Source organism: Cohnella thailandensis, from assembly GCF_014212135.1.
Lineage (GTDB): Bacteria > Bacillota > Bacilli > Paenibacillales > Paenibacillaceae > Cohnella > Cohnella thailandensis.
Genome location: NZ_JACJVQ010000022.1, coordinates 1 through 14,971, shown reverse-complemented (window position 1 = coordinate 14,971; position 14,971 = coordinate 1). Strand labels below are relative to the sequence as shown.

The following is a 14,971-nucleotide window of genomic DNA, read 5'->3' as shown; positions in this document are numbered from 1 at the left end:
GCGCGGCGACATCAAGCCGCTTGGCACGAAAGCGGGCGAGCTTACGCCGGCGATGGCGGAGCTGACCGGCCTTGCGGCGGGAACGGCGGTCGCGGTCGGCAACGTCGACGCGCACGCGGCCGTTCCGGCGGTCGGCGTCGTGGACGAGGGCAAGCTCGTCATGGCGATGGGCACGTCGATCTGCCACATGCTGCTCGGCACCGACGAAGTGGAAGTCGAAGGCATGTGCGGCGTCGTCGAGGACGGCATCATCTCGGGCTACAAGGGATATGAGGCGGGGCAATCGGCGGTCGGCGATATCTTCGAATGGTTCGTCGAGGAAGCGGTGCCGGCTTACGTGAAGGAAGCGGCGGAGAAGGAAGGCGTCGGCGTTCACCAGTGGCTCACCGAGAAAGCGAGCGCTTATAAACCCGGCGAGTCCGGTCTCGTGGCGCTCGACTGGTGGAACGGCAACCGGTCCGTGCTCGTGGACACGAACCTGACGGGCGTCGTCGTCGGCTACACGCTGCTGACGAAGCCGGAGGAGATGTACCGCGCTCTGCTGGAAGCGACGGCTTACGGCACGCGGACGATCATCGACGCGTTCCATAACAATGGCGTGCCGGTGCACGAAGTGTACGCCTGCGGCGGCTTGCCGCAGAAGAACCGCTTGCTGATGCAGATCTACGCGGACGTGACGAACCGCGAGATCAAGATCGCGGACTCGAAGCAGACGCCGGCGATCGGGGCGGCGATGTTCGGCGCGGTCGCGGCGGGCAGCGCGAAGGGCGGCTACGACAGCGTCGTGGACGCGGCGAAGGCCATGGCGCGCGTGCGCGAGGAGACGTTCAAGCCGATTCCGGAGAACGTCGCGATCTACGAGCGCCTGTACCAGGAGTACCGCACGCTGCACGACTACTTCGGCCGCGGCGCGAACGATGTGATGAAGCGGCTTAAGGCTTTGAAGGACGAAGTGTCGAGGTAATGGTATTATAATTTTGAGGCCGGCTGATCACTCCAGCCGGCTTTTTTTACAAGCTCGTGTCTAGGCCCAATTCTTACGGACATGAGCGTACCTTAGCGGGCTCCCCAAACGCGTTTCCAATTCTAACGGACATAGAAAGCGCTTAGAACGTAAATAGACGCGAAAAAGTGGACGATGGAAGGTTTAACGGACTCTTTGTCCGTTAGAGTTTCAAACGCGTCTTTTTCGAGCTTTAAGGGTCCTCAATGTCCGTTAGAATTCGAAGTGCCCGATAAGCGGGAGACTTCGTGCCTGCACCACAGACTTCATCCCGCGACTAAACCACTCTCGACCATCCGAACGACCGCCAGTTCCGCACCCAGTAATTCCACGTCCACTCGCACGCCGCGCACGAACTTAACTCACACTACCTCACACTAACTCACGCATACAGCCAACTGCTCATAAACTCCCTGCCCACACAATGCTCACCGAATCAACGACCGCTACCTCGCTGCCAACCAACCCAACGAATGCCAATATATATCGAACGCTATCTCACTGCCCACCAACTCCACGCCCACCAACCCAACGAATGCCAACTCAACGAGTGCCAACCCAACGAATGCCAACCCAACGAATGCCAACCCAACGAATGCCAACTCAACGAGTGCCAACTCAACGAGTGCCAATTCACCGACCACTAACCCACCGTGCACCCTCCCACAATTGAGTAACTCAACCACCACTCCTCCAGGCATGAAGACTCGGGAGCTCTAACGGAACTCACAGCCGTTAATTCCTGCAAAAACACCCCTTTGAAATTCTAACGGAACCAGAAGCCCTTATTTCCGGTTTATCGCTTCAAAACAATCGAAAATCATGAATTAGCGTCTATCACTTCCGTTAGATCGAAAAGTCTGGCTTTTGAAGCCGAATAACGTCTCACAGTTCCGTTACGTTTCCGTCAGTTGCCGTTTATGGAAGCCGGGTTCCCGCGTTCATGGTAAAATAAGGGCTGACTTGCGGCTTTCATTTAAAAGGGGGATTTGACGTGGCCTTGTTGACTATATCCCGATTACCGCTTCCGGCGGAAGGAGCGGCGACCGTTCCGATCGACCTTGCGGTCGAGGCCGGTCAATGCGTGACCGTGCAATGCAACGACGAGCAGGGTCGCGTTTTGGTGGCGGCCATCGCTGGGAGCGCGGCCGGTCCGCAGCCGTCGGTGCGGTTTAAAGGCAAGCCGCTGAACATAAAGGACGGCGACACGAGCGGGAGAATCGGCGTCTGCGTGCCCGAAGACGAAGCGTATCCCCGCATGAAGGTGAAAGCTTATTTGGATTTTTGGTGCGGCCTGTACGGAGAGCATCGGCGTCCGCTTGGCGATCTGCTCCAGGCGGCGGGATTGCTCGACGCGGCCGACAAGCTGATCGCCCGCTTGAGCGCTTCGGAGCGCCGCCGCCTGCAACTTGTCCGCTGCGCCGTCCACGATCCGGAATTGATCGTGCTGGAGAACCCCGAGCAGGGGCTCGATCTCGCCAGCTGCGCGATCGTCCGCCAGATGGTATCCGGCTGGACCGCGAAGGGCAAAGCGCTGCTCATTACCTGCTCTTCGACCGAGAGCGCAGTATCGCTCTCCGGCGACGCCTACCGGCTAACTTCCTACGGCTTGAAGAGACTGGTCGCCCGGGACGAGACGGACGAACCGGGGGAAGAGGACCGGGGAGAGACGAATGGGAGAGAGGACCGGAGAGGTACGAACGGGGGAGAAAATCCTGAAGACACGAAAGACACGAACGGGAAAGAGGCTGAGCGCGGGGACTTGAAGGAGAAAAATTCGGAAGCTGCCTCCCAACCCGCAGCCGCTTCCGAGCCGGCATACCCGAACTCCGGCGCGCCCCGTCTCCGAATCGCCAAGATTCCGGCCAAGGCCGGGGACAAGGTGATCCTGGTCGACCCATCGGAGATTCTGTACGTCGAGAGCAGCGACGGCCAATCGATGCTGCACCTGGAGACGGAGACGCTGCCTTGCGCATGGTCGCTGAACGAGCTGGAGGCGCGGCTGGCTCCGTTCGACTTCTATCGGTGCCATCGCTCCTATCTCGTCAACCTGAAGCGGGTGCGCGAGGTGATCGTCTGGACCCGGAACAGCTACAGCCTCGTCATGGCCGATCCGAGCAAGCGCGCCGTGCCGCTGTCCAAGGGCAGATACGAGGACTTGAAGCGGCTGATCGGGATCTAGCATCGCGAGGTGCAGCCCAAGAATCGTCCAAGATTCGCCAAGAATCACTCAAGAGTCGCCAAAGATTCGCCTAACAATCATCTCCGTTCAGCCTCCCGTACGCTCGTTTGAACCCTCCGCCTGCTCTTCTCGGCCCCGAAATGCTGCGATCCGCCCCTCCGGCCCGCTAAGATCGAAGCAAGCGACACGCTAGTAAGCTTAGCAACGCGAGGCAACACGAAACATTTCGTCGGAAGAGAGGTTGGAGCATTTTGGAGCCGGCAATTGCAGTTAGTCAATTAGAGAGGCATTTTCGAAACAAGAAGGCGCTGGACCGGGTCAGCTTCGAGGTCGCCCGGGGCGAAATCTTCGGCTTCCTCGGGCCGAGCGGCTCGGGCAAGACGACGATGGTGAAGATTCTGACCGGCCAGCTGCAGCCGAGCGCGGGCGAGGCGTTCGTCCTTGGCAAACGAGCCGCGGGCAGAAGAGATCCGGAGCAGTTGCGCCGAATCGGCATCATGACCGACAACAGCGGCATTTACGAACGGTTGACCGTGTACGACAACCTGGCGTTGTTCCGCGGATTGTACGAGGCGCCGGAGAAATCCGTGGCCGGAACGCTGGAGAGCGTGGGCCTCGCCGGGGAAGCGCGGACGACGGTCCAGCAGCTGTCCAAGGGCATGAAGCAGAGAGTCGCGCTGGCCCGGGCGCTGCTGCATAAGCCCGACCTGCTGTTCCTGGACGAACCGACGTCCGCGCTGGATCCGATGAACGCCGCACGGATCCACGAAGCGCTTCGCGCGCTGAACCGGCAGGGAACGACCATTTTCCTAACCACCCACGACATGGCGGAAGCCGAGACGCTGTGCGATCGCATCGCCTTCCTGAACAACGGAACGCTATCCGCGCTCGATACTCCGCAGCGGCTGAAGCTTAGCCACGCGGATCGTTCCACGATCACGGTCGTCGCCTCCGATGGGCGTCATGTGGTGAACAACGATCGCGAAGGAGCCGAGCGCATTGCCGGATGGATGAGGGCCGGGCAGCTCCTGTCGATCCATTCCGACGAACCGAGTCTCGGGGATATTTTCGTGAAGCTGACGGGGAGGACATTGTCATGAGATTCTCGCTTAGAAGATTGCGGGCGATCGCGATCAAAGAATGGAAGGACGCCATACGCAACCCGCAAATCCTGCTGACTGCCGCGATGCCGATCGCGTTCTCCTTCCTGTTCGACCGCAAGGAGGCGTCCGACCCGGCCGTCGTCGCTTTTCCGCTGCTGCTGGCCGTCTCGATTACTGGCGCCTTCGTCCAGGCGAACATGGTGGCGGAGGAGAAGGAGAAGAACACGCTGCGCATGCTGATGCTGTCTCCGGCCTCCCCGGCGGAGGTGCTCCTCGGCAAGAGCGTCGCCACGTCGGCGCTGGCGCTGCTCGTCATGATCGGCTCGCTCGCGGTCACCTCCGTTCCCGATGCGAATCCCATCGGGCTTACCGCATTGATCCTCTTGCTGCTAATCGCTTTCCTGGCGTTCGGAACGACCATCGGGCTGCTGTCCCGCACCGTTACCGATATTTCCATCGTCGGCCTGCCGCTGCTGCTCGTCGTCATCATGGGTCCGATGCTTGGGACTTCCCTGGACATGGGATGGTTCTCGGCCGTCGTCGATTGGCTGCCGACCCAGCATTTCGTGCTCGGGTTAACCGGGCTGCTGGATAGCGGAAGCTTGGCCGGCATCGGCGTTCACCTGGCGGCGCTCGCCTTCTGGTGCGCGGCGGCTTGCTTATTGTGCCTTGGCGTCTATAGCCGGAAGCGATACGATAAGTAAGGGAGGAGCTAGCGATGGAGAAGAAACCGAACAAGCTGGCGAAGAACATTATCACGCTGGTCGTAGTCGTGGCGTTCGTCATCGTCGTGAAGAAGTACTGGCTGCCCGACGGAATCATCGGCCTGTTCGAGTAAGCGCGCCTTCGGACCTTCGGAACTTCCACCCGAACATTTCGCATCCCCCACCCGAAAAAAAACCATTCCCGCTCGCCGCTCCTTCCTGTTACAGTAGAAGCAAATTCCCCTTGCGCCCTCCAGGGAGGAGATCGGCATCTTTTACTCGTTTCGTTCCCGCATGACGCTGACCTTCATCGTGCTCTTGCTCGTGCCGTTCATCACGATGGTGGCCGTCCTGACCCAGGTGTCCAATTCCGTCATCGGCAAATCCATCGAAGAGTCCACGTCGCAGACGATGGATCAATACGCCTCGTTCGTGACGACTCTGACAACCCAGGTCGAGGACGTCGCCAACCAGGTGCTCAGCAACGAGATCACGCAGAAGTGGATTACCGCCAAGCTCGACAAAGGGCTGACGACGGAGATGAACGTCTCGCTCGACGCGGAGATGCGCACCTACCTTTCCTCGATCGCCCTGAACCATTCCTCGATCTCCTCGATTACTCTTTTTAACGAGCAAGGCTCGGCCGTCGGCATTCGCGACCAGTCGTTCCGCGATCCGTCCTTCCTCCAATCCCCTTGGTACATCAATTTCAAAGAGAAAGAAATCCGCTGGGTGCCCGCGCACCAAGACGCCTATCAGCCTGCCTATCTCGTTCACGAGAGCATGAACAGCCTTATTTTCAACCTCGTCCAGCTCAGCTCCTTCCGCAAAATCGGCGTCCTCAAGGTCAACATGCAAACCAAGCTCGTGCAGGACCCGCTCGACAAGATCAAGTTCGGCGAGAAGGGCCGGGTGTACCTCGTCGACCGCCAGGGCCAGCCGGTCCTGAACCAGAACATTTCGCCGGACATGGCGCTGTTCCGCACCGAGCTGGGCAGTATCGTGAAGGACAAGCGCACGACGAGCGGGAAGCTCACGGTCGGCGCGGACGGCGAGAAGCATCTCGTGCTCTACCGCAAGATCAAGAACGCCGATTGGCTGCTGATCGGGGAGGTTCCCCAGTACGAACTGTTCCAGAAAATGAAAAACGTGCAGTACACGATGACATGGGTGGGAGCGGGGCTTCTTCTGCTGACGATCGCGGCGGCGTTCTGGCTGTCGTCGGGCATCGCCCGTCCGCTCAGCCGGCTGGCGGGAGCGATGCGCCTGGTCGAGCGCGGCGGCTTCACGCGGCCGGATCACGAGGTGCTGAGCGGAACGAAGGTTCCGGCCAACGAGGTCGGGTACGTCATTACCGTGTTCCGCAATATGATCGCGCGGCTCCGCATCCTGATCGAGACGGAGTTCCGCTCGAACATGAGGCGCAAGGACGCGGAATACAAGGCGCTGCTCATGCAGATCAATCCGCACTTCCTTTACAACACACTTGAGGCGATCGGCAGCCTGTCGGCGCAGAAGCGCAGCGACGAAGTCATCGACGTGACGGAGAGGCTGGGGCAGATGCTCCGCTACTCGCTCCGGGTGAACAGCGACCTCGCCAAGCTGAGCGAGGAGCTTCAATACATCCGTTACTATATCGACATCATGAGCGTCCGCTTCGGAGATCGTCTGCGGGTCGAGATCGAGGAGGACGAGGGCATCCGGGACGTGACGATCGTGAAGTTCATCCTGCAGCCGCTCGTCGAGAACGCGATCAAGTTCGGCCTCGAGAATCCGGACGGGGCTCTCGTGCGAGTCTCCGCAAGAAGAAGCGAAGAAGGACGGATCGGGATCGAGGTGAGCGACAACGGGCCGGGCATGCCCCGCGATCGGATCGAGGAGCTGTACCGGGAGCTGAAGGAAGGCCGGATGACCGAGGTCCTCGGCGCGGGAGACACGCGCATCGGGCTTCGCAACGCGGTCGCGCGCTGCAGCCTCTATTACGGGCCGGGCTTCGAGCTGTCCATCGAATCCCGTCCGGGAGAAGGAACGAGGCTCGTCTTCGGGCTGCCGGTGAAGGAGAAGGAGGAGTGAGCTAATGAGCATGTACCGCGTACTGTTGGTCGACGACGAGCCGGAGGTTCGGAGCGGCTTACGATATAAGATCGATTGGGCCAAGCTCGGCTTCGAGATCGCGGGCGAGGCGGGAAACGGGAGAGAGGCGCTCGAGGCGCTGGAGCGGGAGCGGCCGCATCTGATGCTGACCGACATCCGCATGCCGACGATGGGCGGGCTGGAGCTGCTGAAGCAGTGCGAGGAGAATTACCCTCGGCTCCGCACGGTCGTGCTGTCCGGTCACGACGAATTCCACTATGTGAAGACGGCGATGCAGTGCGGAGCGAGGGATTACCTGCTCAAGCCGGTCGTTCGGTTGGAGCTGACCAACCTGCTCGCGAAGCTGAAGGAGGAGCTGGACCGGGAGCGGGAGGCGTCGCGCGAGCGCGAGGCGGAGGAATACCGCCGGCGCCAAAGCCTTCCGCACCTGAGGGAGCAGCTTCTGCTCGAGTGGATCCGCCACGACGGGGAGGAAGGCCGGCGAATCCTGCGGGATGAAGCGAAGCGGCTCGGAATGACCGAATGGCTGAACGAGTCGTCCCGAATCCGGTTCCTGTGCGCGGAATACCGGCTGCGCGAAGGAAGAATCGAAGGCGCGAGCGATTCCGGCCTGTTCCGGCTGGCCTTCCGGATGCTGTGCCGCGAGCTGACGGAGGCCCCGCCATGGGAGGGCCGAGCGTTCGCGTTCTCGGACCGCGGCCATCACCGCTTCATGTACTTCCTCGTCCGTTCGGACGACGAAGGGCAAGAGGAGCGGATCGTCCGCGAGCTGGCCGAGCGCGTCCAGACGAGCGTGCGGACGCTGTTGCGCGCGGAATGCGTCATCGGCATCGGGGCTCCCGCCGCGAGCGGGAAGGACATGCGCGCCGGCTACCTGTCCGCGCTGACGGCGTGGAGCCGCAGCCTTCCGGGAGCCGACTCGCAGATCTGCGCGGACGGCGAGGCGGAGAGCCCGCTCGCGGAAGGCCATGCGGAGCTGGAGAGGAGGCTCTCGCAAGCTCTCGAGAACGGCGACGAGGCCGGCTTCGGCCGGCTGCTGGAGGCGGCGACCGAGAGCGGCGGCCGGCAGCAGCGCCATGTCGCGGCGGCGCTCTTCCGCACGGCGCTGCTGCTGGAGCAGGTCGCGCGCCGGCACGGCATCGACGCGCCCGAGGCGGGCGAATGGATGCTGCCCGATTCGCCGTGGCCATGGAGCGCCCCGGCGGAGGCGCGCGCCAGGCTGACGGGAATCGCCGCCCGCATCGCGGAGCGGATCCGCGCGGGCCGGGCGACGAACGGGACGGAGGTCGTGGAGGCGATCCGCCGCGACATCGAGGAGGGCTACATGCACGAGCTGGCGCTGTCGACGATGGCCGAGCGCTATCACCTCAACCTGACTTATCTGTCGGAGCTGTTCAAGAAGCAGCTCGGCATCACGTTCAGCGACTACGTCGTCCAGGTGCGCCTGCGCCATGCCGAGCAGCTGCTGCGCGATCCCGCGATGCGGCTGGCGGACATCGCCGAGCTGTCCGGCTTCTCGACCGCGAGCTACCTCAGCAGCGTGTTCAAGAAGCATTACGGCGTAAGCCCGAGCGAATTCCGCTCGGGGGGCGGGGAAGGCGCGGGCGGTTAGGGGGCGCGGATTGGGGTTCGGAGGCTACAGGTGGGCGGGCGGTTCCTTGTCCCGATGTCGCCCTTCGGAGACCCTTGGAACGGCTAACGGACATTAAAGACCCTTAAACGGTTAATTTTCACGATTAGGGAACGTAAAGGACATCCAGTCCGTTAACGGCCGGAATATTGCCCTGAGAAGGCGTTTCGCCCTTCTAAGGGTTTCCTATGTCCGTTAGAAATCCGAGGGGCCATTTTAAGCGGTCTAACGGACTGTATGTCCGTAAAAACCGGAGTTTACAGGATTTGCCCTTCTCGGAACCGCGGGAGTCCTATCGAAGCCCGTGATCGAAGCCCGTGATCGAAGCCCGTGATCGAAGCCCGTGATCGAAGCCCGCCTACCCGAACATTTCACAACCCAACAACCGATATCAACGGATTCTGTCGGACCCTTGCCGGGTGATAGCATGTAACCGCAACCACATTAACCGAAAGGTGAGGGGTACATTGAGAAAGAGATTGCTGGTTCTGTCCGCCGCCCTGCTGGCGACGGCAAGCCTTGCCGCCTGCTCGAACGACAACGGGAACGACGGCGGCTCCGCGAGCCCGGGCTCTTCCCAGCCGGCATCCCAAGGAGCTTCCTCTTCCGGCTCCTCGGACGAGGTCGTCACGCTGTCGTTCTGGCGGCACGATTACGCGCCGGAGGCCGCCGCGTTCAAGAAGCTGATCGCTTCCTTCGAGGAGAGCCATCCGAACATCAAGATCGACTTCCAGATGATTCCGAACGACCAGTACGAGACGAAGATCCGCACGGCGCTCGCGGGCGGCAACCCGCCGGACATCATGGCGCTCGACGCGCCGACGCTCGCCTCCTACGCGAACCAGAAGGCCATCATTCCTCTCGACGATTACTTCGCCAAGGACGGCAACAAGGACGACCTGCTGAAGCCGGTCGTCGAAGGGCTCACCTTCGACGGCAAGATGTACGCCGCGCCTAACAACGAGGGAACGATTGTCATGTTCTACAACAAGAAGATGTTCGAGGAGAAGGGCATTCCGCTTCCGTCCAAGAACGTCGACGAGGCGTGGACGTGGGACCAGGTGCTCGACGCCGCGAAGAAGCTGAACGACCCGGCCAAGGGAGTGTACGGCTGGAACCCGACGCCGTGGGGCTTCGTCGGCCACGAAGGCGCGCCTTATTCCGAGATGGCGTTCCTCTGGCAGGCCGGCGCGGAGATCCTGAGCCCGGACGGCAAGACGGCGAAGGGCTACCTCGATTCCGCCGAGTCGAAGAAGGCGCTGACGTTCTGGCAGAACCTGTTCAACGGGGATAAGGTATCCCCGAAGGAGCTGCCGCAGGACGCGTTCTGGAACGGCAAGGTCGCCATCCACGTCGACGGCCCGTTCGCGTTCCAATACCAGGAGCAGAACTTCCCGAACTTCAAGCTGGGCGAGGACTACGACGTCGCTCCGCTGTGGAAGGACGCGAGGATGATCGGCACGACGGGAAGCTGGGGCATGGCGATCACCTCCCATTCCGAGCATCCGGACGAGGCTTGGCAGTTCGTCAACTGGGTGACCGGCGTGGAAGGCTCGAAGGTTTGGTACGAGGAGACGAAGAACCTGCCGGCCCGCCAATCCACGTTCGACGCCTTCCAGGAGCTGAAGGAATACCCGATGAACATCTACGCCGAGCAGCTCGCCAAGTACGGGCACCCGCGCCCGGTCACGCCGGCCTATCCGGCGATCAGCGAGGCGATCCGCCTGCTGTTCGAGGACGTCGGCCTCGGCAACGCCGACATCGACGATTCGCTCGCCAAAGCCGTCAAGAAAATCGAGGACGGCATCGCCACGCTTAACCCATAATCGAAGGCGGCATTCGGGGGAGTAGGGAGACGCTTTTCTCTGCTCCCTTCCTTTGCCATGCCTATCGGACTGGAGGGATCCCCATGCGCGGGTACCGATCCGCCATCTACGAGAAGCAGGAGTCGAGGGCGGCGTTCCTCTTCATCCTCCCCGCTTTCGCGCTGCTCGCCGTTTTTATTTTCTACCCGATGCTTCACGCGTTCGTCATCAGCTTCCAGAATTACAACCTGATCGCGGCCGAGCATAGCTGGAGCGGCCTGGCCAACTACCGCAAGCTGTTCTCGGACGAGACGTTCGGCGCGAGCCTGTGGCATTCGTTCTACTTCACGCTCGTCGTGCTGCCGGTGCAGACGGCGATCTCGCTCGGCCTCGCCCTGCTCGTGCAGAAGAAATTCCGCGGGGTCGGCTTCTTCCGGACGGTCTACTTCGTTCCCGTCGCGGTATCGTTCGCCGTCGCCTCGACGATTTTCCGCCTCATCTACAACAAGGATTACGGGATGCTGAACGCGGTGCTGAAGGGCATCGGCCTGCCGGCGCTCGACTTCCTGTCGAACCCGGATATCTCCATGCTCGGAATCATCGTCCTGTGCATCTGGCGCGCGATGGGCTTCGTCATGGTCATCTTCCTGGCGGGGCTGAACAACATCCCCGATTCGCTGTACGAGGCGGCCCATGTGGACGGGGCGAATGCGGTTCAACGCTTCTTCCTGGTGACGCTGCCGCTGCTCAAGCGGACGATGGCGTTCGTCGTCATCATCACCACGATGGACGCGCTTAAAATCTTCATTCCCATCTACATCACGACAAGCGGAGGGCCCGCGGGCTCGACGAGCACGGTCGTGCACTTCATCTACGAGACGGCGTTCAAGCAGATGAACATGGGCTATGCCGCCGCGGCCGCGTTCCTGTTCTTCTTCCTCGTGCTGATCATCTCCATCGTTCAGCTTCGGGTGTTCCGCACGGACGTCGAATATTGATTATGGAGGGATTCCGATGAACCGTGCCGTCCTGCTGCCGCTGCGTTGGCTCGCGCTCATTCTGGCGGCGGTCGTCTCGCTGTTCCCCATCTATTGGATGGTCATGAGCTCGTTTCGGACTCACGAAGAGATTTTCAAGTACACGACGCTAAGCAAGGAGTTGTTCCTGCCCGTCCATTGGACGCTGGACAACTACCGGGAGATCTTCCTCGATCCGTCGAAGCCTTTCGGCCGCTATATCGTCAACACGCTGATCGTCGCTATCGTCGTCACGGCGGCGGGGCTGGTCGTCAATTCCATGGCCGCGTTCGCGTTCGCCAAGCTGAAGTTCCGCTTCAAAAGAGGGCTGCTCGCGTTCTTCCTCTCCTCCCTGGTCATCCCGTACGAGGTGATCATGATTCCGCAATACTTGCTCATGCGGGATTTCGGGTGGATCAACGACTACCGGGCGCTCATCATTCCCCAGATCGTATGGGTGTTCGGCATTTTTATGCTGATTCAGTTTTTCTCGGACGTACCGCGGGACATCCTGGACGCCGCGCGTATGGACGGAGCTTCTTGGGCCCGCATCTACGCGGTCATCGTGCTGCCGACGGCCGTGCCCGCCATCATCACGCTGGGCATCATGACGTTCCTGAACCAATGGGATTCGTTCCTCTGGCCGCTCGTCGTCATCAACGAAGAGAAGAAGCAGGTCATCCAGGTGGCAATCTCCTCGTTCCAATCGCTCAGGGGCATCTCCTGGGGCAAAATCATGGCCGCGACGACGATCAGCTCCGTGCCGATCCTGGCGGTGTTCCTGCTGCTTCAACGCTACTACGTGCAAGGCATTACGATGTCCGGAGTGAAGGGATGACAGAGAGAATATCGGATTGGATAGGGCAGGACGTACGTGCGGACTGGGCTGGGAAAAAGGCCGGAGGAGAGAGGGCGTACGAGTGGGAGACGGTCGGCTTGGCTCAAGGCGAGACGGCGATCGGCGCGGCCGCGGTGCTCGGGGCAACCGCTTCGGACGGCGCGGAGATCGCCGTCCGGTTCGGCGAGCCGAGCTGGCGGGAGGACGGAAGGCTTCGCCTCCAGACGGTCGAGCTGCGGGTTTCGGCTCCTGCTACTGCCGGCGACGCCGGCTCCGCTGGCGCTGAGCTGGCGGGGGTGCTGCTCTCGCTGCCGGTCGACGAGTCTCTGGTTTGCGTGTGGAAGCCGCATCTCGCTCCACTCGAGGGGATGGCGATCGGGGACCGGGCGTTCCGGTCGCCGGCGATCGTCTTCGAGGACGCGGAGCGGATGACGGCGCTCGTGCCGGATCTTCGCTCGGTGGAGCGGGACCGGGCGCTGCCGCACGTCATGGATTACGTGAAGCAAGGGCACCGGGTGCTGTACGGCCTCTGCGACTACGAGGAGACCGGGCACGTGTATCACCGTCTGGCTCCTCGCTCGGTTCCGATCGGGGCAGAGTCAGACGGAGAGATCAGCGCGCGCTTCTACCTCGCTTCCTGGCGGAAGGAGCCGGGCGGCCGGGCGCGGGATTTGCGCCGGGTGGAGCGGCTGCTGTGGGAGCTGTTCGGCGAGGAGAGGATGGGGGATTTCCATTCTCTTCATCCGCATAAATGGGAGACGTACGTTCGCCACGCCTACGGCTGGGCGTTCGACCGCTGGCAGGATGTCACCTGGCAGCAGTTCGAGCTCGACGGCCGCGAGGTCGGCGGCGTCGCGTTCCTCGTAACCGCTCCGCAGAAGCCGGGGCTTGGGAGCGAAGAGAAGTGGCGCGAGCCGAAGAGCCTGTGGAACCAGGCGTGGTTCAGCGGCCTGCGGAGCGCGTACGGCTACGCGAGCTGGGGGCGGAAGTTCGGGCGCGAAGACTGGATCGCCAAGGCGGAGCTCGCCTTGAGCTTCGCGCTCGCCGCGCCGCAGACGAATGGCCTGTTCCCCGGCTACTTCCGGGCAGGGGACGACAACCGGTGGGAGAGCGGACGGTGGTACATGTCCGCGCCTCGCCGGCCGCAGAACCACGAGGACTACGTTCACCTGCTGGACGCCTCGTGGACGTGTTATTGGCTGCTCAAGTGGCACCGCGACATTCGCGAGGACGAGCGCATTCTGCCGTACGTCTTGGCTTACGCCGAGACGCTGCTAGGGTTGCAACGGGCGGACGGCAGCTTCCCGGCCTGGGTTCGCCCCGATACGCTGGAAGCGTCGGCGTACCTGACGGAGAGCCCGGAGACGAGTGCCCATGTCATGCTGCTTTGCTTGCTGCACTCGGCCTTTCCGGATCCTCGGTGGCTCGAGGCCGCCGCGAAGGCCGGCCGCTTCGTCGCGTACCGGATCGTACCGTTCGGCCGCTGGGAGGACTTCGAGACGTACTGGTCCTGCTCGCGGGAGTGGGAAGGCAAGAAGTACGGCGAGCGGGACGAGCGCAGCGGCCTGTACAACCAATGCAACTTCGGCCTCTATTGGACGGCCGAAGCGTTCAAGGAGCTGTTCGCCGCCACCGGCGAGAAGGAATGGCTCGACCTCGGCGAGCAGACGCTGGCGGAGGCTTCGCTGTACCAGCAAATCTGGGAGCCGCCGTACTTCCCCGTGCCGACGCTCGGCGGCTTCGGCGTCATGACCAGCGACGACGAATGGAACGACGCGCGGCAGAGCCTGTTCGCCCTTACCTATCTGGACTATGCCGTGCTGACCGGCAATCCGACTTACCTCGCAAGGGCGTACCAGGCGATGCGGTCTTCCTTCTATATGATGTACTGCCCGGAGAATCCGGAAGTGAAGCTCATGTACGAACGGGTGCATCCTCACTTCGATGAGCGAGACTACGGCTTCCACATGGAGAACTTCAACCATCACGACGGGACGTCGGTCCAGGGCTTGGGCGAGTTCACGATTTTCGACTGGGGCTGCGGCGCGGCTTCGACCTCGCTCGCTCAATTCGAGAGCCTATGGGACGCCACTCTCTTGGCCGTCGATCTATGGAGGACAGAACAATGAGCAACAAGTACGCCATCGGCATCGACTACGGAACGCAATCCGGCCGCGCCGTTCTGGTGGATCTGGCGAACGGCCATGAAATCGCCGATCATGTCACCCCTTATCCGCACGGCGTCATCGACGAGAAGCTGCCGGGATCCGGCATCGAACTCGAGCACGACTGGGCGCTTCAGCACCCGGACGACTATATCGAGGTGCTTCGCAAGTCGGTTCCGGCCGTGCTGGCCGAATCCGGCGTGTCGCCGGAGGACGTCATCGGCCTCGGCATCGACTTCACGGCGTGCACGATGCTGCCCGTGGACGCGGACGGCACGCCGCTGTGCCTGAAGCCGGAGTGGAAGGACAATCCGCACGGCTGGGTGAAGCTGTGGAAGCACCATGCGGCGCAGGACGAGGCGGATCGCCTCAACGCGATCGCGGCGGAGCGGGGCGAGAAGTTCCTCCCTCGCTACGGCGGCAAGATCTCG

11 protein-coding genes are annotated in these 14,971 nt (G+C 61.9%); all 11 read left to right on the top strand.

What is annotated here, in order from left to right; genetic code table 11:
* Nucleotides 1-964 (top strand): ribulokinase (locus H7B67_RS25285; RefSeq protein ID WP_185122671.1); only part of this gene is annotated, 964 nt, incomplete at its 5' end.
* 1,033 nt (nucleotides 965-1,997) lie between these two features.
* Nucleotides 1,998-3,185, top strand: coding sequence for a LytTR family transcriptional regulator DNA-binding domain-containing protein (locus H7B67_RS25280; protein WP_342592650.1), 1,188 nt, complete (start codon nucleotides 1,998-2,000; stop codon nucleotides 3,183-3,185).
* Between the two features lie 251 nt (nucleotides 3,186-3,436).
* Nucleotides 3,437-4,285 carry an ABC transporter ATP-binding protein gene (locus H7B67_RS25275; RefSeq protein WP_185122670.1) on the top strand — a complete coding sequence of 283 codons (849 nt, stop codon included), beginning with the start codon at nucleotides 3,437-3,439 and terminating at the stop codon, nucleotides 4,283-4,285.
* Nucleotides 4,282-4,992: an ABC transporter permease gene (locus tag H7B67_RS25270; protein WP_185122669.1), complete on the top strand. Its 711-nt coding sequence runs from the start codon at nucleotides 4,282-4,284 to the stop codon at nucleotides 4,990-4,992. The genes H7B67_RS25275 and H7B67_RS25270 overlap by 4 nt, the downstream gene beginning before the upstream one ends.
* A gap of 294 nt (nucleotides 4,993-5,286) precedes the next feature.
* Nucleotides 5,287-7,065 (top strand): cache domain-containing sensor histidine kinase, encoded by a 1,779-nt coding sequence (locus tag H7B67_RS25265; protein ID WP_185122668.1) that lies wholly within the window; start codon nucleotides 5,287-5,289, stop codon nucleotides 7,063-7,065.
* A 4-nt stretch (nucleotides 7,066-7,069) separates the two neighbouring features.
* Entirely contained in the window at nucleotides 7,070-8,698 is a 1,629-nt protein-coding gene (locus H7B67_RS25260; RefSeq protein ID WP_185122667.1) for a response regulator, read from the top strand.
* Nucleotides 8,699-9,183: 485 nt separating this feature from the next.
* On the top strand, nucleotides 9,184-10,542 hold the full coding sequence (locus tag H7B67_RS25255; protein WP_185122666.1) for an ABC transporter substrate-binding protein: 1,359 nt from the start codon (nucleotides 9,184-9,186) through the stop codon (nucleotides 10,540-10,542).
* An 83-nt stretch (nucleotides 10,543-10,625) separates the two neighbouring features.
* Nucleotides 10,626-11,519 (top strand): carbohydrate ABC transporter permease, encoded by an 894-nt coding sequence (locus tag H7B67_RS25250; protein WP_185122665.1) that lies wholly within the window; start codon nucleotides 10,626-10,628, stop codon nucleotides 11,517-11,519.
* A gap of 16 nt (nucleotides 11,520-11,535) precedes the next feature.
* Nucleotides 11,536-12,375, top strand: coding sequence for a carbohydrate ABC transporter permease (locus H7B67_RS25245; protein WP_185122664.1), 840 nt, complete (start codon nucleotides 11,536-11,538; stop codon nucleotides 12,373-12,375).
* Nucleotides 12,372-14,504, top strand: a complete 2,133-nt coding sequence (locus tag H7B67_RS25240; protein WP_185122663.1) for a hypothetical protein — start codon at nucleotides 12,372-12,374, stop codon at nucleotides 14,502-14,504. Before H7B67_RS25245 ends, H7B67_RS25240 begins: the two co-directional genes overlap by 4 nt.
* The coding region (locus tag H7B67_RS25235; RefSeq protein ID WP_246476054.1) for an FGGY family carbohydrate kinase at nucleotides 14,501-14,971 on the top strand (471 nt) is incomplete at its 3' end. The genes H7B67_RS25240 and H7B67_RS25235, both read left to right, overlap by 4 nt.